We start from the raw sequence: 18,218 nt of genomic DNA, 5'->3' as shown, positions 1-18,218 counted from the left end.
AGTGTAACGGAAACAAAGTGTATCGAGAACCATTATGTGTAACATTAAAAAGTATGAATCTTTCGTTTTCAAAAGCATCTCGATAGTACAAATACAATTCTCCCTCTGGTCCAATCACTCGATGTTACATAGCGTTTTCGACATTAACATTACTTTATCATTATACCTTGTAATATTCTTTAAAAAAGAGCGACATATAAGATATGATCAAGGAATTTACAGAATTTTCTACAGCAGCAATTTTAAAAACAGGAGACGAAGAATTACTAACTTCTTATAACACATCAAAATTATTGGGGTTATACACCTTTATCTGGTCTACATCAAAACCTGTTACTTTAGAGGTTGATGGTATTGTAACTACAGTACAAAAGGACCATATTGTTGTGCTTACTCCTAATCAATATTTTAAGTTTATAAGTGGATCAGATCTTATTGTTTATCAATTTAACAGAGAGTTTTATTGTATCAAAGATCATGATAAAGAAGTAAGCTGTATGGGTGTTCTTTTTTATGGCAATAGTGTGATTCCTATCATAGCATTAGATACTAAAGAACGTAACAAGCTTACTCTGTTTCATCAGATTTTTTTAGAAGAATTAGATACTGTAGATACTATACAAGCAGAGATGTTACGTATGCTCATGGCTCGATTTATTATCACTACCACTCGATTAATCAAGCAGCAAAGTGATTATAGCAATGCTGAAAACCAAATAGATCTAATCAAAGAATTTAACGCTTTAGTTGAATTTAACTTTAGAAAAGAGCATTCGGTAGCGTTTTATGCCGAAAAATTATTTAAATCGCCTAAAACATTGTCGAATAATTTCACTAAATTTGAGAAAAGCCCTCTACAGATCATTCATGATCGTGTAATTTTAGAAGCCAAACGCCTACTTATTTATACAGAAAAGACTGCCAAAGAGATTGCATATGAAATTGGTTTTGAAGATGCATCACACCTGAGCAGAATGTTTAAGAAACATACCTCTTTTTCACCTTCAGATTTTAGAAAACAACTTAAATCTGAACCTGTCGGGAATTATTGACAAGTGTAAAGGAAAAAGCGCCATGTTATAGAATTTGTTTTTGCCCCAACTTTGTATTGTAATTAATAAAGCAACCACCGAAACGCATTTCGGGAAAAACATAAAGACATGAAAAATTTTACTCACTATATCAAAATAACATTTCTAGGAATATTATTTCTTACTTTTTCTATAAGTAATGCTCAGGTAGAATTAGACACCGTTTATCTTAATGGTTATACCGAAGAAGAAGTATACACAAATAACTTTAGTAGTTTTAATAATGAATTAATTGCAGAAGATGTAATTAATTTTAGAATTGAAATTAAAAAGGCCAAAGAAGATAATAGTTATCTATTGTTTTTATCAGAAAGAAATACTCTGGAAGTTTTAACCGAGGCATACTTAAAAACTATTCGCAAAGGAGCCAACAGAAGTTCGGATGCTGAAGCTTTTGTAAATTTTCTTAGAGAAAGACTTCCAGAATTAATTAATCAATTTAGAAAAGATAATAACCTTGAAGAATTGTATATTATTTCTCGAAAAAACACTTTTAATGGTAAAATAGACGCTTTACCTGTTGTACTTTAAATTTATGTTATTTTTTTTATTAAATTCGGGGAGCTAACAAATTACCCCTATAATGAAAAATAAATTACCCCTATTGCTACGCATTGTCGTGGCAATTATTTTGATTCAAACTCTCAGATTTAAATTTACGGCGCATCCCGATAGCGTTTATATTTTTACCAAAGTTGGCCTAGAACCCTATGGTAGAATAATTACCGGGATAACGGAGCTTATTGCAGGAATTTTACTTTTTATTCCTAAAACTATTTGGGTAGGTGCCACATTAACTCTTGGTATTATTGGCGGAGCCATCATGATGCATTTAACAAGATTAGGCATAGAGGTAAATAATGATGGTGGTGCTCTTTTTATAACTGCAGTTATTACGTTTACTTTAAGTGCAATTATTCTTTGGATCAAAAGAAGAGAAGTAAGTTTTTTCTGAAAAACATAATATAAAAAAACATATGTGCTAAACACAAGCCCTTGCCTTTGCAAGGGCTTTTTTTGTTTCGGGAAAAATCGACAAGCCCTCGGGAAAATCTGGCATTTCTTGGTCAAGATAACAGATGCATCTTTGTAATGAAAATAAAAACAAGGTATAACCAATCCTGAAACAAGTTCAGGATATCATAAAAAATATAATTATGACAATTCAAAATAAATCAATTTTCAATCTTATAGAGATTTTTAGACAAGGAAAGAGAAAAATTATAAATTCTATTAATCCACAGGCTCATTGTGAGCAAAAAAGCATTCATGATTTTTATTGTGATGCAGAACAACCTTATGTTGAAAAACAAGGCTAAAACAAAACCTCGACATACATTCGGGAAATTTTGACAAGCCTATGGGAAGAATAACCATTTTTTCGCCTCTATTTTCACCGGATCTTTGTACAGAAATTAAAAAACAAGTAAAAACAAATCCCCAAACTAATTCGGGATATCATTAAAAAATAAAATACTAAAAATTTAAAAATTATGAGCACATTTAATGTACCAACAAGAGAAGAAGTAAGCGCTAACAATCAAGCGATATTTGACAACCTAAATAAAGCATTAGGATTTGTTCCTAACTTATTTGCTACCTATGCCTATAGCGACACAGCTTTAGAAAACTACTTAAACTTTGCCAATGCCAAGACATCACTTTCTGCAAAAGAGAAAGAAGTAGTTAACCTGGCGGTTAGCGAAGTAAACAACTGTATTTATTGTTTATCTGCACATACGGCGATAGGAAAAATGAACGGGTTTACCGATGAGCAAATATTAGAACTTAGAGCAGGGTATGCTTCTTTTGATACTAAATTGGATGCATTGGCTAAATTGGCCAAAAATATTACCGAAAACAGAGGAAAGACAGATCAAAATGTAATCGATAACTTCTTTGCAGCCGGATATACTAAAGGTAATTTGATTGATACTATTTCATTAGTTGGAGACAAAACGATTTCTAACTATATTAATAATACCACAGAGGTTCCTGTAGATTTTCCTGTTGCACAACCATTAGAAACTGCCACAGCATAATTGTAACTACAAGATAGTTACCCCTATATATAACTCCTGAAAAAGGTAAGGTGTAAAGTCTCTCTTCCTTTTTCAGGAACCTTTTAAAAATTAAAAAAATCATTTACATACATTAATAATAATCAAAATCATGAAAAATTTAATCTCATTATTCACACTTATTTTAGCAATCACTTTTAGTGCACAAGCCCAAGACGTAAAAACAGTTTCTTTAGAGCAAACCAAAGGAGAATTTACTCAAAAAGGTATTACACTGTCTGAAGGAACCTATGTTTTTAACATCTCAAATAATAACGTAGGAACAGATGTTGGTTTCGTACTTGTTCCTGCAGGAAAAGATGCAGCAGACGCAAAAAACCACATTAAAGAAGCGTATGTAACAAAAGCAGTGGCAGACGGTAAAACACAAAGTTCAAAAACGGTTACCCTTAAAAAAGGAACATATACCTACTTTTGTCCTTTAAATCCAACTCCACAATATACACTAACGGTAAAGTAATTACCTTAGAAAACTAGACTAGAAAAGCTTCCTTAATCAGGAAGCTTTTTTTGTTTACTTTAGCTGCATGTATTCAGAAATTGAGAAACATATTTCAAAATATATTGAGTGCACTCCACAAGAATGGAGTCGATTTACTAGTGTGCTTATTCATAAGAAACTACGCAAGAAACAATATTTAATACAAGAAGGTGATGTTGTTGACTATGAATATTATGTAGTCAAAGGATGTCTTAAAGCATATCATGTAGATGCCGATGGAAATCAGCACATTGTTCAGTTTGCTATTGAAGATTGGTGGATTAGTGATTTTAAAGCATTTTTCAAAGAAGAAAAAGCACGTCTTAACATCGATTGCATTGAAGCATCAGAAGTAATCGGAATCAAGAAATCTGATTTAGAAAATTTATATCTAGAAATACCTAATCTAGAGCGTTTCTTTCGTATCAAACTTACGAATGCTTTTGTATCTTTTCAGGACAGGATATTATCAGCTTTAGAAAAAACAAGTGCAGAACGTTACTTAGAGTTTTTGGATACATATCCTAATATAGAACAGCGTATTTCTAATTATCATATCGCAAACTATCTAGGTATTAAACCAGAGAGCTTAAGTCGTCTTCGCAAGCAAATTCTTAACATAAATCAATAAAATTTCATAACACAGATCAATCATTTTTTAGACAGGATTTCACGAAATTTGTACTACTAATAGAGTACTCATCATAAAACCTATTTAAAAATGAAAGATTTAAACGTATTAATTGTTACCACATCACATGATGCATTAGGTAATACAGGTGAAAAAACAGGAGTTTGGTTAGAAGAATTGGCTGCTCCTTATTATAAATTTATTGATGAAGGAGCAACCATTACCATTGCTTCTCCAAAAGGAGGTATTGTACCTTTGGATCCTACGAGTAAGCTTGATGATTGGCAGACCGAATACACAAAGAAATTTAATGACGACACAACGGCATTAGATGCTATAAAAAATGCAAAAAAAATCACTGATATCAACCCTTCAAACTTTGATGTCCTATTTTTTCCTGGTGGTCATGGACCTATGTGGGATTTAGCTAATAATACCGATGTAGCTAATGTTATCAATGATTTCAACAAAGAAGATAAACCTATTGGATTGGTTTGTCATGGTGTAGCTGCTTTAAAAGGAGTTACTTTAGAAAACGGAGCTCCTTTTGTAAAAGGAAGACGTCTTACTTCATTTACGAATACAGAAGAGGCGGCGGTTCAGCTTACAGAGATTGTACCTTTCTTGTTAGAAACAGAACTGACTAATGAAGGTGCTATTTACCGTAGAGGTGATGACTGGAGTGAATTTGTTATCGAAGATGGCAATCTAATTACAGGTCAAAACCCTCAATCTTCAGTAATGGCTGCACAAAAAACGTTAGAAGCTCTAAAAGTAAAGTAACACAAACTCAACACTACAGATTAGAGTATTATGCTAAAAAGCCCAATCAGATTTTATAATCTGATTGGGCTTTTTTCTATTTTCAACTATCTAATTATTAATATGCAGTTAACTCGTCACATAAAGTTTCAGCAAAAAGTAAAAACTTTTAAAATTCTGTTAAAAACCTAAAACGATATCGATAAGAATTATCAGGATGTATTCTTTTCTATATTTTAGCTAAAAACTAACCCATGATGAAAAATGTAATTGTATTCGCTTTATTTTCTTTAGTATTTGTTGCGTGTAAAACTGAAGTAAAAAAACAGCATCAATATGAAGACGATGCAGAAGTGAGGGATCCAGAACCTATTGCCGATACTAACGAGAAAAAAATGTCTACCACGGCAGAAGCAATTGCATATGCGAACGGGTTTGAAAACTGGAATAAAGTAAAAGAGATAAAATTTACGTTTAACGTAGACCGGGATACTATTCACTCTGAGCGGTCCTGGAACTGGAAACTTAAAGAAAATGAGGTAACCTTAACTTCTGCAAAGGACACGATTACCTATAATAGAACGCAAATAGATAGTACCAATCAAAAAGCAGATGAAGGGTTTGTTAATGACAAATATTGGTTGTTAGCGCCTTTTAATTTGGTTTGGGATTCTAATAGTTTTACTTCAGAACATCAAATAAAAGCAGTGGCTCCAATAAGCAATAAAGAAATGCAAAAACTAACTATTGTGTATAAAAATGAAGGTGGTTATACTCCCGGGGATGCCTATGATTTTTATTTTGAAGGAGATTTTATCATCAAAGAATGGGTGTTTCGACAAAAGAATGCAGAAAAACCATCGTTAATAACTTCTTGGGAAGATTATACCACCTATAACGGAATCAAGATTGCCAAAACCCATAAGCGCAATGAAGGTGATTGGACACTACATTTTACTAATATTGAAGTGATTACCGAGTAAAAACATCTAGTACAAAAAGATGACGTAATAGCTAATTCCAGGTAATGGTAATATACACGTTGTTTGTAATCAAAGTATACCTATAGAATGAATAAAACACTGAGTTTAGTTCTCATATTTCCTTTTTTTCTAGGATGTAAAACTTCAAAACCTTTAGTGAAGTTTTCTGATATGTTGTGGACTTCAAGTTTGAACGCTTCTTACAACAAAATTGCCGTTGGTGGAAATAATGGAGCTTTAAAGGTATTATCAACTGATGATTTAAATATTGTAAAGACGTATGAGTTGCCAAACACCATTACAAAAGTTGAATGGCATCCGACCGAAAATCTATTAGCAGTTATTAGACAGTGGAATGATGAGAGTGGTTCGGATGATAGTCAAGCAAAACTAATTAATATAAAATCAGGCAAGACAATAGAACTCGATAACTATGGAGGACGAGGATTAGGATGGAGTAAAGATGGAAAATATTTGGCAATTGGCGACGGTGGTGGAATTGTTAGTATTTTCAATGTAAAAGGAGAATTAGTTAAACGAATAAAAACGGAACAAAAGGCCATTACAGGATTAAGTTGGCATCCTCACAACTATAAAATTGCTACTGTAGGTAGCCATATTGAAATTATAAGTCCTGAGAACGATGACAAAAAGCAAATAATGCCACGAGATGTAGAAATTCTGATGTTAAGTGTTGAGTGGCATCCTTCAGGTGATATGTTCGCCACAGGAGACTATGGAAATTCTGATATCAATTATCCTCCACTTCTACAATTTTGGGATTCTAATGGAACGAAATTGAAAGATATTGAGGGTAGTAAGTCTGAAATTAGAAACTTAAAATGGTTAAATAACGGAAAGAGCCTTTTAACTGCAAGTGATAAAATAAGAATGTGGGATGAAGGGGGAGAAATAATAAAATCGAGTAAAAAAGAAAGTCTGTTCTGGGGACTTGTTATTAATGAAAAAAATCAAAATGTAATTGCAACGACAGAATATGGAGATATCTTTACATTTAATAAAAAACTTCAAATAATAAAGACAACCAGTTTAAAAAAATAATGGCTACAGACAACACTGTGTAAAAATTAATTAAAACGCATTTTACACTAAACAGTATTGCTAATCCTGTCTTTTCTTTAAGAAAAAAGTAATCATCATGGCTATGATGGCAGCCACCAATAATGCTATAAAACTAAGTTGTAAACTATCTATTTTTGATAATAAACCCAAAAGAGGTGGACTTAACAAAAACCCTAAATACCCAAAACCAGCTACAAAAGAAATTCCTTGTGCCGAAGAAATACCGTCAGTTTTTCCGGCTAATCTAAATAGTTCTGGGATAATAACAGAAAAACCTAATCCAACCAATCCAAAACCGGTAATGGTTATCACTAATTGAGAAGCAAGTACTGCAGAAAAACCCAGAATACTAAGTATACATCCACCAATGATAATTAATAATGACCCGAATCTCTTACTAATTTCATCGCCAAGAAAACGACCCACGGTCATCATGACCGAGAATGCGACAAATCCAAAACCAGATATTTTCTCGGAAGTAATATTTACTATATCTTGTAAATACAGTTTACTCCAGTGTTCTATAGCGCCTTCACTACCCATAATCAAAAACGCGATGATCGCTAATCCAAGTAAAGGTCGTATAAGATTAAAGTCATACGCTTTTTCTTTTTTCTCAGATTTGCTACCCTGGATTGTAAAATATGCCCTGAAGATCATCAGATTGGTAAGTATAACAAAAATGACCGCACATAACATATGTAGTATAGGAACTTCAAAATAGGTGATGACTAAGCTACCAATACCGGCACCAATTACTCCACCTAGACTAAAAAAGCCATGAGATGCCGACATTATATGTACTGTATCCTCTTGCTCTATATCAGAAACTAATGCATTCATAGAAATATCAGTAAGGCAACCAGATAACCCAACAAAAAAGAGTGAAATACAAAGGGTAAGATAGGTGGACATGAGCAGAGGTATTAAAAACAGTAATGAGAAAATCACAATAGCCAATACAGTTGTTTTACCAACACCTATTTTATCAATAATTGAAGAAGATAAAGGGATCATTACTAATGTCCCCAAAGCAAAACAAAACAATGCAATGCCTAATTGCGCATCATCAATTTCTAATTTAGCCCTCACCTGCGGGATATAAAGTATCCAGGTACCCACAATAATGTTTAATGATGCAAATACCCATGCTGGACCAAAGTAACGTAGCTTTGTAAGAATCAATTGTAGTGAATTCATTATAAATTGTTTGTGTATTTTATTGTTCCCACCTCAAAATTAAGCACATAAAAATGCTTAAGCATAAAACAAAATATTCTATTTTTAAGACAAAATATTCAATAATAAGTTATATGAATAAATAAAATGATAATTTTGTTACATGAAAGTGTCTTATGAACAAATATATCTGGGCCAATCAAAATCATTGAAAATTGAAAGTTATACTAATAAATCTCAATGTGATATAGTAAGCTGGCACTTGCATCCAGAATATGAGCTTGTTTTTATAAAGAGTGGACAAGGAAGTATACAAATCGATACTCATTTTGAAAACTACGCTGATGGACTATTAGTTTTTCTGGGTCCCAACATCCCTCACATGCCCTTTAGCAACAAACAGTTTAAGAACAATATCGAAGTTGTTATTCAGTTTCCTGAAAGTTTTATAAGTGATAAATTAACCAGTTTTCCTGAATTTGAAACGCTTCAAAAGTATATCAGGAAGTCTCATAGTGGAATTATATTTTCATCTGAAATTCACAAAAAATTATCTCCCTTATTTTTAAAGTTTCAAAAACAAAACAATACAGAAAAGCTTCTCAATTTTATGGATATTTTGTATCAACTTTCAATATCCAAAAACCAAAGAGGAATACTTAAAGGAAAACTTTCTTTAGCCATTAATAAACATTCGCTCGAGAGAACCTCTAAGGTATTTCAATATATTAATGATCATTATGATAAACCGATTCGATCAGAAACTCTTGCAAAGCAATTGGGGCTAACTCCAAATTCTTTTTGTAGAATGTTTAAAACCGTAACGAATAGGGGTTTTATTGATTTTTTAAACGAATTCAGGATAAAAAAAGCACAAGAATATTTTGAACATCATAATTTTACCATTGCAGAAGTGATGTACCGATGTGGATTTAATGATCCTTCTTATTTCTCTAAACAGTTCAAGAAATATTCGGGAATTTCACCATCAAACTATTGTAATCAAGTATCTAATTAGACAGTTGATTTGCTTTTTCTAGGATTCCCTGCTTTAAAATTTGTCCAAATTGATACATATCTTCAAAAGAGCAATAAAATGGAGCGGGTGCTAATCGTATTACATTAGGTTCTCTCCAATCGGTTATCACGCCCTTTTTCATTAAATATTCGAATAATTTTCTTCCTTCGCCATGTAAAAATACCGAAAGTTGGGTTCCTCGTTCTTCTGGACTCGAAGGAGTAATAATCTCGAAGGTGCTTTCTACTTCTGCATCTATTTCTTTAAGTACAAACTCTAAATAAGAAACGATAAGATTCCGTTTTTCGATAAGCGCATCCATACCTACTTCATCAAATAATTCTAGAGATGCCAAATAAGGAGCCATAGCCAAAATCGGGGCATTACTTAATTGCCAGGCATCTGCATTGGGCATGGGTTCGAATTCTGGTTTCATAAGAAATCGGGTTTCTCTGCTCGTTCCCCACCAGCCCTCGAATCTTGGGATATCTTTTTGATTATGAAATCGTTCATGAACATAGCATCCAGAAGCATTTCCTGGCCCACTATTCATATACTTATAACTACACCAAGAAGCAAAATCAACATCCCATTCGTGTAATTTTAATTTAATATTTCCTGCGCCATGAGCCAGGTCCCAACCTACAAAAGCACCAACATCATGTCCAGCTTTGGTAATGGTTTTCATATCAAAAACCTGCCCGGTGTAATAATTTACACCACCAATCAGTAGAAGCGCACACTCCTCTCCTACTTCTTGAATGGTTGCTAAAATATCTTCTATCCTAAAATTATGCTCTCCTTCACGTTTTTTAATTTCTACAATAGCATCTTTAGGGTCGTAACCATGAAAACGAACCTGACTTTGTAGCATATATTGATCACTAGGAAAAGCTTTCTCTTCGCAGATAATCTTATATCGTTTACCTTGGGGTCTATAGAAAGATACCATTAGGAGGTGAAGATTTACAGTTAGTGTATTCATCACCGTAATTTCTGAAGGCTTTGCTCCAACAATTTTGCTTAGAGGTTGTGCTAATCGTTCATGATAATCCCACCAAGGTTTCTTTGCATAAAAGTGGCCTTCTACTGCCAATTCTGCCCAATCATTCATTACTTCATCAACATATTTCTGTGCACTCTTAGGCTGAAGCCCAAGTGAATTTCCTGTAAAATATATGACTTGTTCCCCATTTACTTTAGGGAAAATAAATTGATCTCTATATGTCCTTAATATATCTTGCTGATCTAATTTTTGAGCAAATTCTCTAGTATTCTTGAACTGCATTCCTGGTGTTTTGATTCAAAAATACAGATTAGAAATGATAGAAAAGAATATCTTATATACAAAGTTTTTTAGCTTTGCAGAAAAATTAGCAATATGCATTTCATTCCTGAAGAGTTAGACAACTATGTAGTAAAACATACGCAACAAGAACCCGAATTACTACAACAATTAACCAGAGAGACCTATCAAAAAATCTTACAGCCGCGTATGCTAAGTGGTCCTTATCAAGGACGTGTTTTAAGTATGTTATCTAAGCTTATTCGTCCAAAGAGTATTCTGGAAATAGGTACATATACTGGTTATTCTGCGTTATGTATAGCCGAAGGGATGCAAAAAGATGGCAAATTGCACACTATCGATATTAATGAAGAGTTAGAAACATTTCAGAGGAAATATTTCGATCTTTCTCCTTATGGGAAACAAATTCATCAACATATTGGTGATGCCGCCCAAATTATACCCAACCTGGATGTACAATTTGATTTAGTATTTATTGATGCAGATAAACCAAATTATCCAAAATATTTTGAATTAATCATTGATAAAATGAATACCGGAGGAGTAATTCTTACCGATAATGTATTATGGAGTGGAAAGGTAATTGAGCAAGTTACAGAAGAAGATTTATCTACAAAAGCGCTTCTAGAGTATAATAAGCTTTTGGTTGAAGATAAAAGAATAGAAACAGTCTTACTACCTATACGAGATGGGTTAACCATTAGCAGGGTTCTATAAAATAAAAAAAGGAACTTTTAAAAGTTCCTTTTTTGTTTTGCAATTACAAATAAGACCTATTGTACCGCTTTAAGCGCATCAATATTACCATAGCCAAATTTCCTATTTCGATTAGGATAAAATTCTCCTGCTCTTTTTAATTTATCCAACACTTGATCTCTATTCATATTAGGATTACGTGCCCATACTAACGCTGCAATTCCAGCGGTAGTTGCTGTAGCCACAGATGATCCTCCTACTACATTTCTATTATTTGTATTAAATCCTATTACAGGAACTGTTCTACTATTATTGGATGATCTTTGCATCACAATGGTGAAATCAATTTGTCTACCACTATGACAGTTATTACATCGATTATACCCATTATCTTTGATTCCTGTAACCGCAACAGTTTCAGACATACTTGCAGGAAAAATAACAGGGTACCAGCTGGTAAAGCCTGTTGATGTTCCGCCTGCGGCTATAATTAATTTCCCTCTGCTATGTGCGTATCGTACCGCATCTTTAATACTACCAATGGACCATAAATATCCTATAGACATAGAAATTATACGTACATCACCCCTATCACCAAGTTGTCTTAGTGCATTACTTACTCCTCTACGCTCTCTAGAACTTTCTAACAATACATCACCAGTTCCTCTGTAAGCTACAAGGTTAGAATTATAGGCTACCCCTACCGGCATACCATCGTCATTACGCGGTGAACCTATTGCTGAAGCCATAGATGTACCATGACCACATTGATCACTATTTGAGCCATCAAAGGTGCCAAATCTTTCTACAGTTCTTCCTGCAGAAAATCCATCATTAAACCCACTACCTAATAGATTTTGACTAGAAGATATTCCTGTATCAATTAAACCTACAGTGATTCCCATACCAGTACTGTAATTCCAGGCTTGAGGGACTTTATGAATATCAAAATTCCAAGGTAACCAAGCATTTGGTGATATCACTCGATAATCCTGGCTGTTAATGGTGATACCTCCTCTATCACAACCAAAAGATTTTGGTTGTATCTCATTATCATTAAATAAAAAAGATTCATATCCTATAGGATCGAGATAACGAATTTGGTCAGCCGATTTTAATGCTTTTATGGTTTCTATATCCGTAATTTGAACATCCATTGCATTAAGCACATCATAATCATAAACCACTCCATCTGACTTTGATATATCTTCAGAGGATCTAACAATATTTAATATATTTTTTTTTGCATCTATTAATCTAGATGACTTTTGTATAGAAAAACTCTCTCCTTCTTTACCAAAACCAACACTTAAAATCCCCCCTCCGTGCATCACTGCACTAAACAACATTTTATCTGAAGCATTTTGCCAGATAACATCTCCATGCTCCCTTAATTGGCTTTCGATATAATTGTTAATTTCTTTTTTGGATAGTAATTTTTGTGATTCAGAAAAATCTGAGTTTAGATCAATAGTTTCATTTGGATCATCTTTTGAACAAGAGAATACAAGAAAAAGCCCGAAAGCGAAAAGTGCAATTTTTTTCATTTTAAAATAAGATTTACGAGTTTGTGTATAAAAACCTATTAAATGAAAAATTCCTGGGACGTAGAATAATTATCATTTAGTTAATTTCATGGCTAATATATTAAATATTTGCTAAATATTACAGCTATTTATTATGATAATGTTAATAAAATTAGAAATACTATGCTTGCACAGCATTAGATTTTAGGTTGAAATTTCCCTAAAACCCTAGTAAACATCGAGATTTAATAGAAAAGTAAGAATACGTATAATAATCATTAAAAAAAATGATAAATTTTTAATGATTACTAAAAATAAGTATGGTAAAATTGAATATTATTAAAAAAACAGAAAGATTTATAGATTTCGTTTTACAGGGCCCGTAATGTCACTGATATCCTCTTTGACCTGATCAATCTCTTTTTTAATATCTGAAGTAATCGAAGTCGGTATATCTGTATCTATACCGTGCTTTTCTGCGCTTTTAGTGATTTCAGTTTTGATATCATTAGTAGCATCTTTAACAATTCGCATGCCTTTACCCAAACCGCGAGCAATCTCTGGGATTTTATCAGCCCCAAAAACCATCACCAGTATAAAAACGATGAAAGTGATCTCTGTTCCACTAATAAATAAAGGCAGTGTAATCATAATAGTGCAAATATATAGAATATCGTTAAAACAAAAGCCATCCTAATGCAATCAGGATGGCTTTATTTATAAAAACTTTAATATTTAACTATTGACCTTTAACTTTATCTTTGAATTCTTTAAATTTTCCAAGTTTTTTTCGTTTCGGCCAACTATTATTTGATGTATCAATATCTGCTGTTTCCTGGTTGGGATCTACCACTATTTTTGAAATTGCTTTTTCTGAAGCCATAGCCTTCTTTACTGTACTATCATTTTTACGCCAGATTTCGGCTGGATATGTAATTGTTTCAGAAGTACCATCCTCATAAGTATATTGCACTATCAAAGGCATTACTAGTCCTCCGGGCTTTTCAAATGTAATTTCATAAAAGAATTTAGGGTTTTTTAGTCTTGCTCGCTCATCGGCAGAAAAGTTATCCAATAAGTACTCTTTTAATGTCGTTGGATCTTCAATAATCCCATCGTTTCCTTTAATTCTTGTATAATCATCACTTCCCTCTTCTACCATGACCACTAAATCTGCAGGGTTTGCAAATCTTAATCTTCTATCATTGGCCGCATATTGCTGTGATTCTAGCGTAGGGATTTTTGAAACAACAAATTTCTTCACTTTACTAACCCCAATATCTGTATAATCTGTTGTGTAAAACCAACCTCTCCAGAACCAATCTAAATCTACAGCCGAAGCATCTTCCATAGTTCTAAAGAAATCTTCTGGTGTTGGGTGTTTAAACATCCATCGTTGCGAATAGGTTCTAAATGCGTAATCAAAAAGCTCTCTACCCATCACAGTTTCTCTAAGGATATTTAAACCCGTCGCAGGTTTTGCATATGCATTAGGCCCAAACTGATGAATATTATTAGACTGGGTCATTATAGGAGACAGGCGGTTTTGGTTTCCGCTCATGTAGGGTACAATTTTTTCTGCGGGTCCACGACGAGATGGGTATTTTTTATCTTTACCTAATGCAGCTGGGTACCATTCTCCAAAATCCTGCTCGGCTACATATTGAACAAAAGTATTAAGACCTTCATCCATCCATGTCCATTGGCGTTCATCACTATTAACGATCATCGGAAAAAAGTTATGCCCCACTTCGTGAATGATAACACTCATCATACCATATTTAACTCTATCTGAATACGATCCATCTGGATTTGGCCTACCATAATTCCAGCAAATCATAGGATATTCCATTCCTTGATTTTTTGCGTGTACAGAAATAGCTTTATGATAAGGATAATCAAAAGTCATTCTACTGTAAGATTTTAAAGTACTGGCAACCGCTTTTGTCGACCAATCTTCCCAAAGAGGGTTTCCTTCTTTAGGATACATGGATACGGCCATGACATCTCTGTTTCCTATCTTAACAGCCATCATATCCCAAATGAATCGTCTAGAGGTAGCAAATCCAAAATCACGAACATTTTCGGCTTTTAGTTTCCAGGTTTTTTTATTGTTAGAGAACGATTGAGAAGCTTTATCTGCATCTTCTTGTGTTACCACAATAACCGGATTATCATATGATTTTTTAGCTTTCTCATAACGACTCATCATCTCTTTAGTAAACACTTCTTTCCTGTTTACAAGTACACCTGTTCCATCTAAAATATGATCAGCAGGAACTGTAATATTTACTTCAAAATCTCCAAACGGTAAGGCAAACTCTCCACGCCCCCAAAATTGATGGTTCTGCCACCCTTCTACATCGTTGTATACTGCCATACGAGGATAAAACTGAGCAATAACATAGGCTCTATTACCATCTTCGAACTCTTCATAACCAGATCTACCACGACCATTTACGTGATCATTTATATTATACCACCAATCAATCGAGAATACGAATTTACCACCAGGTGCTAAGTCCTTAGGCATCTCAACTCTCATCATAGTCCTGTTGATCGTATGTTTTAATGGTTTCCCGGCAACATCTTTCACCGCAGTGATATTAAAACCACCATCAAACGGTTCTGAAAGATATTTGGTTAAGAAACCTTTTGGTGTATTTGCAAGGTCTACACCGCTTCCTTGAATAAGCGGAGTTTTAGAATCCTTGGCACGCATATTTTGATCCAATTGCACCCAAAGAAACTCTAAATGATCAGGAGAATTATTAGTATAGGTTATTGTTTCTTTCCCTGTAATCTTTTTATTTTTATCATCAAGCTCTATATCCATCTTATAATCTGCTTGCTGCTGATAATATGCAGATCCCGGAGCCCCTGAAGCTGTTCTATACATATTCGGAGTAGCAAACTCATCGTACATTTGCTTAAATTTATTTTGGTTGGTGTGCCCCAGTTCACGTGCTTTTTCAGAAGTATCCTGATTTTGAGCATATGCAACAGTTCCCGACATTAAAAAACCAGCCAGTAGAACTAGAAATATGTTTTTCATTTGAGTAATTTTGAGTTAATTGAAAATAATTTGCAAAATAGTCGTTTTTTAAAAGTTTTGCGTTTCATTCACTAAACTTTAACATCCCTTTATCCCTACCTTTTTCTAATATTAAGCTCTTACGCTGTTTTTCTTTTTTGACATGAACGATGTTTTGTTGTTCTTCAAAAAGATCCATTAAAACTTGATTTGAAATTTGTATGGTTTCTAAGGAAGTAATATTTTCTATTTCTAAATAACATATCATAAGATCATCCTCATATTCTTTTCCTATAAAAGTAAAAGAAACCTCTTCATTATTCACTATAAATTCTAATTTCTGAGTAAGATATTTCTTTATAAACTCATCTACTTCTGAAGCTTCTTTAGTAGGGTCAAGAATAATCGAACTATCGTATCTTTCTTTTAGAATTTCTTCTATATCATCTATAAAAATTCTAGAAATAATCTGTAGGGACTGTTCTTCTTTATTGTAGTCAACTTGTGTAACACTAACATAAAACTTATGTGTTACAAAAGAACTTAAGGTAATACTCAATCCTATTAAAAATAGTAGTAATGAATTCTTCATCTTGCAAAATTGTAAAAGGCTAAAAGTAACTAATTTTGAAGATTTGAATTAAAAAATCGTGCCAAACTTTAATTTTAAGTAGTACGTAATAGTCACTAACAAAAAATACACCTTGGTTAGTATTACTATTATGACAATTTACCTATTGTCGCTGGCGGTATAACTTGCTTTGAATTACTAAAAACTGCAGCAAATCGAGTTCTTTACCTGTTTCAAAATATGTGGTATTTAATCCATTATCTTCGGCAAAAAACAGAAAATCATTTATTTGATGTATCTCTAAAGCCAAGTAATCTTTAAAAAACTGATCATTATACACATCTCTTACTTTAACATCAATATCCTTAGGTTGCTTTTCCTTTTTAGATTTACTTTTACTATCATAAACTAACTTAAAAAGATTCACAAAATTTAATCCATGGATTAAATTTTCTTTTTCTTCTATTATAGCATTATTTTCTGGAGTGGTTAAATCATCGGGGGTAAAGCCATACTCTGCATCATTAATACGTGTAGAGGTTTGTTTAGCAACTTCTGATATCCCGCTTTGACTAAACCCTATTTTTTTTACATCAACCGACACATTGCCTAATAAATCATAAGGTCTCACCACCACTTCTTCGAGCTGATTTACAGATTCGTTTAAAAAAATATGCAACCTTTGACTATCCACCACTCCTTTATCTACAAATACCACGAAGTGTTGATATTGCATTGCCACTACCTCTATTTTATCATTAATTCCAGCGCTAATTCTAAAAACACCATCCTTGTTACTTATGGTACCTTTATTAGAACTGCGATTATACACAACAACTCCTTCTACGTCATCACCAATGGGGGCACTTATTTTTCCATCGATCAAAACTCTCGAGGTTATTTGTGCCGTTGATAAACTTACTACAAAACATATAAAAGCTAGGGATAGTTTTATTTTCATAATTAGAAATACTTATATTTTTCTTCAATTAAGATACTACATTTTTTTATCTTCTTAGAAGATTTCAATAAAAGAAAACGTTAAACTACCTTTACAAAAAAAGTTAATGGCAAACTGTATAATCGCAAGTACTTCTACTATTTACGGAAGTCAACCTTTAGAATATCTTAATGAAGCTTTAACCGAATTGTATTCAGGAATTGATGAAATACTTTTTATTCCTTATGCCCGTCCAGGCGGAATTACCCATGATGAATATACATCTAGTGTTGCTAAGGCTTTTAATAAAATCAATAAAAGAATCGTAGGTATACATACTTTTTCTAACCCGACTGAAGCCCTTAAAAATGCTCAGGGAATTTTTACCGGAGGAGGAAACACATTTCTTTTAGTGGATCAGTTATACCGAAATAAAGTTATTGAACCGCTAAAACAGGCAATACACTCTGGCACCCCCTACTTAGGAACAAGTGCCGGAAGTAATATTTGTGGACTTACCATGCAAACCACCAATGATATGCCCATTGTATACCCTCCTAGTTTTAAAACTTTAGGAATCGTTTCATTTAATATCAATCCACATTATCTTGATCCCAACCCTAGCTCCACTCATAAAGGAGAAACAAGAGAAACCAGAATTAAAGAATTTCATAGATTGAATCCTCAACCCGTAATTGGTTTACGAGAAGGAAGTTGGTTACATGTCAATGATCAAGAAATAGTATTAAAAGGTAAATTAACGGCTCGAATTTTTGAGCAAAACAAAGCTCCTTACGAAATAGAACCCGAAAGCACATTGTCTGAATTAAATTAAA

20 protein-coding genes are annotated in these 18,218 nt (G+C 33.3%); 13 read left to right on the top strand and 7 right to left on the bottom strand.

What is annotated here, in order from left to right; translation table 11 throughout:
• Positions 1–203: 203 nt before the first annotated feature.
• The 10 genes from ABW637_RS10785 (at position 204) to ABW637_RS10740 (ending at position 7,091) form a co-directional block, all read left to right on the top strand.
• On the top strand, positions 204–1,052 hold the full coding sequence (locus ABW637_RS10785) for a helix-turn-helix domain-containing protein (RefSeq protein WP_367584699.1): 849 nt from the start codon (positions 204–206) through the stop codon (positions 1,050–1,052).
• A gap of 108 nt (positions 1,053–1,160) precedes the next feature.
• Positions 1,161–1,622, top strand: coding sequence for a hypothetical protein (locus tag ABW637_RS10780; RefSeq protein WP_367584698.1), 462 nt, complete (start codon positions 1,161–1,163; stop codon positions 1,620–1,622).
• A 52-nt stretch (positions 1,623–1,674) separates the two neighbouring features.
• Positions 1,675–2,046, top strand: coding sequence for a DoxX family membrane protein (locus ABW637_RS10775; RefSeq protein WP_367584697.1), 372 nt, complete (start codon positions 1,675–1,677; stop codon positions 2,044–2,046).
• Positions 2,047–2,248: 202 nt separating this feature from the next.
• A complete protein-coding gene (locus ABW637_RS10770; RefSeq protein ID WP_367584696.1) occupies positions 2,249–2,410 on the top strand; it encodes a hypothetical protein in 162 nt (53 codons plus the stop codon).
• Positions 2,411–2,584: 174 nt separating this feature from the next.
• Positions 2,585–3,133: a carboxymuconolactone decarboxylase family protein gene (locus tag ABW637_RS10765; RefSeq protein WP_367584694.1), complete on the top strand. Its 549-nt coding sequence runs from the start codon at positions 2,585–2,587 to the stop codon at positions 3,131–3,133.
• Positions 3,134–3,263: 130 nt separating this feature from the next.
• Complete coding sequence (locus ABW637_RS10760) at positions 3,264–3,632, top strand: cupredoxin domain-containing protein (RefSeq protein WP_367584693.1); 369 nt, start codon at positions 3,264–3,266, stop codon at positions 3,630–3,632.
• Between the two features lie 67 nt (positions 3,633–3,699).
• Positions 3,700–4,284: a Crp/Fnr family transcriptional regulator gene (locus ABW637_RS10755; protein WP_367584692.1), complete on the top strand. Its 585-nt coding sequence runs from the start codon at positions 3,700–3,702 to the stop codon at positions 4,282–4,284.
• Between the two features lie 90 nt (positions 4,285–4,374).
• The gene (locus tag ABW637_RS10750; protein ID WP_367584691.1) at positions 4,375–5,067 is read left to right on the top strand and encodes a type 1 glutamine amidotransferase domain-containing protein; all 693 of its coding nucleotides are present in this window, start codon (positions 4,375–4,377) and stop codon (positions 5,065–5,067) included.
• A 233-nt stretch (positions 5,068–5,300) separates the two neighbouring features.
• The gene (locus ABW637_RS10745; protein WP_367584690.1) at positions 5,301–6,029 is read left to right on the top strand and encodes a hypothetical protein; all 729 of its coding nucleotides are present in this window, start codon (positions 5,301–5,303) and stop codon (positions 6,027–6,029) included.
• Between the two features lie 87 nt (positions 6,030–6,116).
• Positions 6,117–7,091, top strand: a complete 975-nt coding sequence (locus ABW637_RS10740) for a WD40 repeat domain-containing protein (protein ID WP_367584689.1) — start codon at positions 6,117–6,119, stop codon at positions 7,089–7,091.
• Between the two features lie 60 nt (positions 7,092–7,151).
• Here ABW637_RS10740 and ABW637_RS10735 read toward each other — a convergent pair whose 3' ends face one another.
• Entirely contained in the window at positions 7,152–8,312 is a 1,161-nt protein-coding gene (locus ABW637_RS10735) for an MFS transporter (RefSeq protein ID WP_367584688.1), read from the bottom strand.
• Between the two features lie 142 nt (positions 8,313–8,454).
• Between ABW637_RS10735 and ABW637_RS10730 the strand changes: the two genes are divergently transcribed.
• The gene (locus ABW637_RS10730; protein ID WP_367584687.1) at positions 8,455–9,309 is read left to right on the top strand and encodes an AraC family transcriptional regulator; all 855 of its coding nucleotides are present in this window, start codon (positions 8,455–8,457) and stop codon (positions 9,307–9,309) included.
• Here ABW637_RS10730 and kynU read toward each other — a convergent pair.
• The gene (gene kynU / locus ABW637_RS10725; RefSeq protein WP_367584685.1) at positions 9,302–10,597 is read right to left on the bottom strand and encodes a kynureninase; all 1,296 of its coding nucleotides are present in this window, start codon (positions 10,595–10,597) and stop codon (positions 9,302–9,304) included. The two genes, ABW637_RS10730 and kynU, sit on opposite strands and share 8 nt — an antisense overlap.
• 93 nt (positions 10,598–10,690) lie before the next feature.
• Here kynU and ABW637_RS10720 point away from each other — a divergent pair, with 93 nt between their 5' ends.
• On the top strand, positions 10,691–11,332 hold the full coding sequence (locus tag ABW637_RS10720) for an O-methyltransferase (RefSeq protein WP_367584684.1): 642 nt from the start codon (positions 10,691–10,693) through the stop codon (positions 11,330–11,332).
• Between the two features lie 56 nt (positions 11,333–11,388).
• Here the strand turns inward: ABW637_RS10720 and ABW637_RS10715 are convergent, their stop codons facing one another.
• The 5 genes from ABW637_RS10715 to ABW637_RS10695 form a co-directional block, all read right to left on the bottom strand.
• Positions 11,389–12,858, bottom strand: a complete 1,470-nt coding sequence (locus tag ABW637_RS10715; RefSeq protein WP_367584682.1) for a S8 family peptidase — start codon at positions 12,856–12,858, stop codon at positions 11,389–11,391.
• A 336-nt stretch (positions 12,859–13,194) separates the two neighbouring features.
• Positions 13,195–13,488 (bottom strand): Sec-independent protein translocase subunit TatA/TatB, encoded by a 294-nt coding sequence (locus tag ABW637_RS10710; RefSeq protein WP_367584681.1) that lies wholly within the window; start codon positions 13,486–13,488, stop codon positions 13,195–13,197.
• 88 nt (positions 13,489–13,576) lie between these two features.
• The gene (locus tag ABW637_RS10705) at positions 13,577–15,892 is read right to left on the bottom strand and encodes a M1 family metallopeptidase (protein WP_367584680.1); all 2,316 of its coding nucleotides are present in this window, start codon (positions 15,890–15,892) and stop codon (positions 13,577–13,579) included.
• A 64-nt stretch (positions 15,893–15,956) separates the two neighbouring features.
• The gene (locus tag ABW637_RS10700; protein WP_367584679.1) at positions 15,957–16,463 is read right to left on the bottom strand and encodes a DUF6702 family protein; all 507 of its coding nucleotides are present in this window, start codon (positions 16,461–16,463) and stop codon (positions 15,957–15,959) included.
• A gap of 142 nt (positions 16,464–16,605) precedes the next feature.
• Entirely contained in the window at positions 16,606–17,403 is a 798-nt protein-coding gene (locus ABW637_RS10695; protein WP_367584678.1) for a BamP family beta-assembly machinery protein, read from the bottom strand.
• A 106-nt stretch (positions 17,404–17,509) separates the two neighbouring features.
• On the opposite strand from ABW637_RS10695, the gene pepE reads away from it, so the two are divergent.
• On the top strand, positions 17,510–18,217 hold the full coding sequence (pepE, locus tag ABW637_RS10690; RefSeq protein ID WP_367584677.1) for a dipeptidase PepE: 708 nt from the start codon (positions 17,510–17,512) through the stop codon (positions 18,215–18,217).
• Position 18,218: the final 1 nt, after the last annotated feature.

This window comes from Aquimarina penaris (assembly GCF_040786285.1).
Lineage (GTDB): Bacteria > Bacteroidota > Bacteroidia > Flavobacteriales > Flavobacteriaceae > Aquimarina.
This window is presented reverse-complemented; position numbering and strand designations above follow the sequence as displayed.

Coding starts and splice junctions, on each gene's coding strand:
- ABW637_RS10785 (WP_367584699.1), top strand. CDS start 204: ATGATCAAGGAATTTACAGAATTTTCTACAGCAGCAATTTTAAAAACA.
- ABW637_RS10780 (WP_367584698.1), top strand. CDS start 1,161: ATGAAAAATTTTACTCACTATATCAAAATAACATTTCTAGGAATATTA.
- ABW637_RS10775 (WP_367584697.1), top strand. CDS start 1,675: ATGAAAAATAAATTACCCCTATTGCTACGCATTGTCGTGGCAATTATT.
- ABW637_RS10770 (WP_367584696.1), top strand. CDS start 2,249: ATGACAATTCAAAATAAATCAATTTTCAATCTTATAGAGATTTTTAGA.
- ABW637_RS10765 (WP_367584694.1), top strand. CDS start 2,585: ATGAGCACATTTAATGTACCAACAAGAGAAGAAGTAAGCGCTAACAAT.
- ABW637_RS10760 (WP_367584693.1), top strand. CDS start 3,264: ATGAAAAATTTAATCTCATTATTCACACTTATTTTAGCAATCACTTTT.
- ABW637_RS10755 (WP_367584692.1), top strand. CDS start 3,700: ATGTATTCAGAAATTGAGAAACATATTTCAAAATATATTGAGTGCACT.
- ABW637_RS10750 (WP_367584691.1), top strand. CDS start 4,375: ATGAAAGATTTAAACGTATTAATTGTTACCACATCACATGATGCATTA.
- ABW637_RS10745 (WP_367584690.1), top strand. CDS start 5,301: ATGATGAAAAATGTAATTGTATTCGCTTTATTTTCTTTAGTATTTGTT.
- ABW637_RS10740 (WP_367584689.1), top strand. CDS start 6,117: ATGAATAAAACACTGAGTTTAGTTCTCATATTTCCTTTTTTTCTAGGA.
- ABW637_RS10735 (WP_367584688.1), bottom strand. CDS start 8,312: ATGAATTCACTACAATTGATTCTTACAAAGCTACGTTACTTTGGTCCA.
- ABW637_RS10730 (WP_367584687.1), top strand. CDS start 8,455: ATGAAAGTGTCTTATGAACAAATATATCTGGGCCAATCAAAATCATTG.
- kynU (WP_367584685.1), bottom strand. CDS start 10,597: ATGCAGTTCAAGAATACTAGAGAATTTGCTCAAAAATTAGATCAGCAA.
- ABW637_RS10720 (WP_367584684.1), top strand. CDS start 10,691: ATGCATTTCATTCCTGAAGAGTTAGACAACTATGTAGTAAAACATACG.
- ABW637_RS10715 (WP_367584682.1), bottom strand. CDS start 12,858: ATGAAAAAAATTGCACTTTTCGCTTTCGGGCTTTTTCTTGTATTCTCT.
- ABW637_RS10710 (WP_367584681.1), bottom strand. CDS start 13,488: ATGATTACACTGCCTTTATTTATTAGTGGAACAGAGATCACTTTCATC.
- ABW637_RS10705 (WP_367584680.1), bottom strand. CDS start 15,892: ATGAAAAACATATTTCTAGTTCTACTGGCTGGTTTTTTAATGTCGGGA.
- ABW637_RS10700 (WP_367584679.1), bottom strand. CDS start 16,463: ATGAAGAATTCATTACTACTATTTTTAATAGGATTGAGTATTACCTTA.
- ABW637_RS10695 (WP_367584678.1), bottom strand. CDS start 17,403: ATGAAAATAAAACTATCCCTAGCTTTTATATGTTTTGTAGTAAGTTTA.
- pepE (WP_367584677.1), top strand. CDS start 17,510: ATGGCAAACTGTATAATCGCAAGTACTTCTACTATTTACGGAAGTCAA.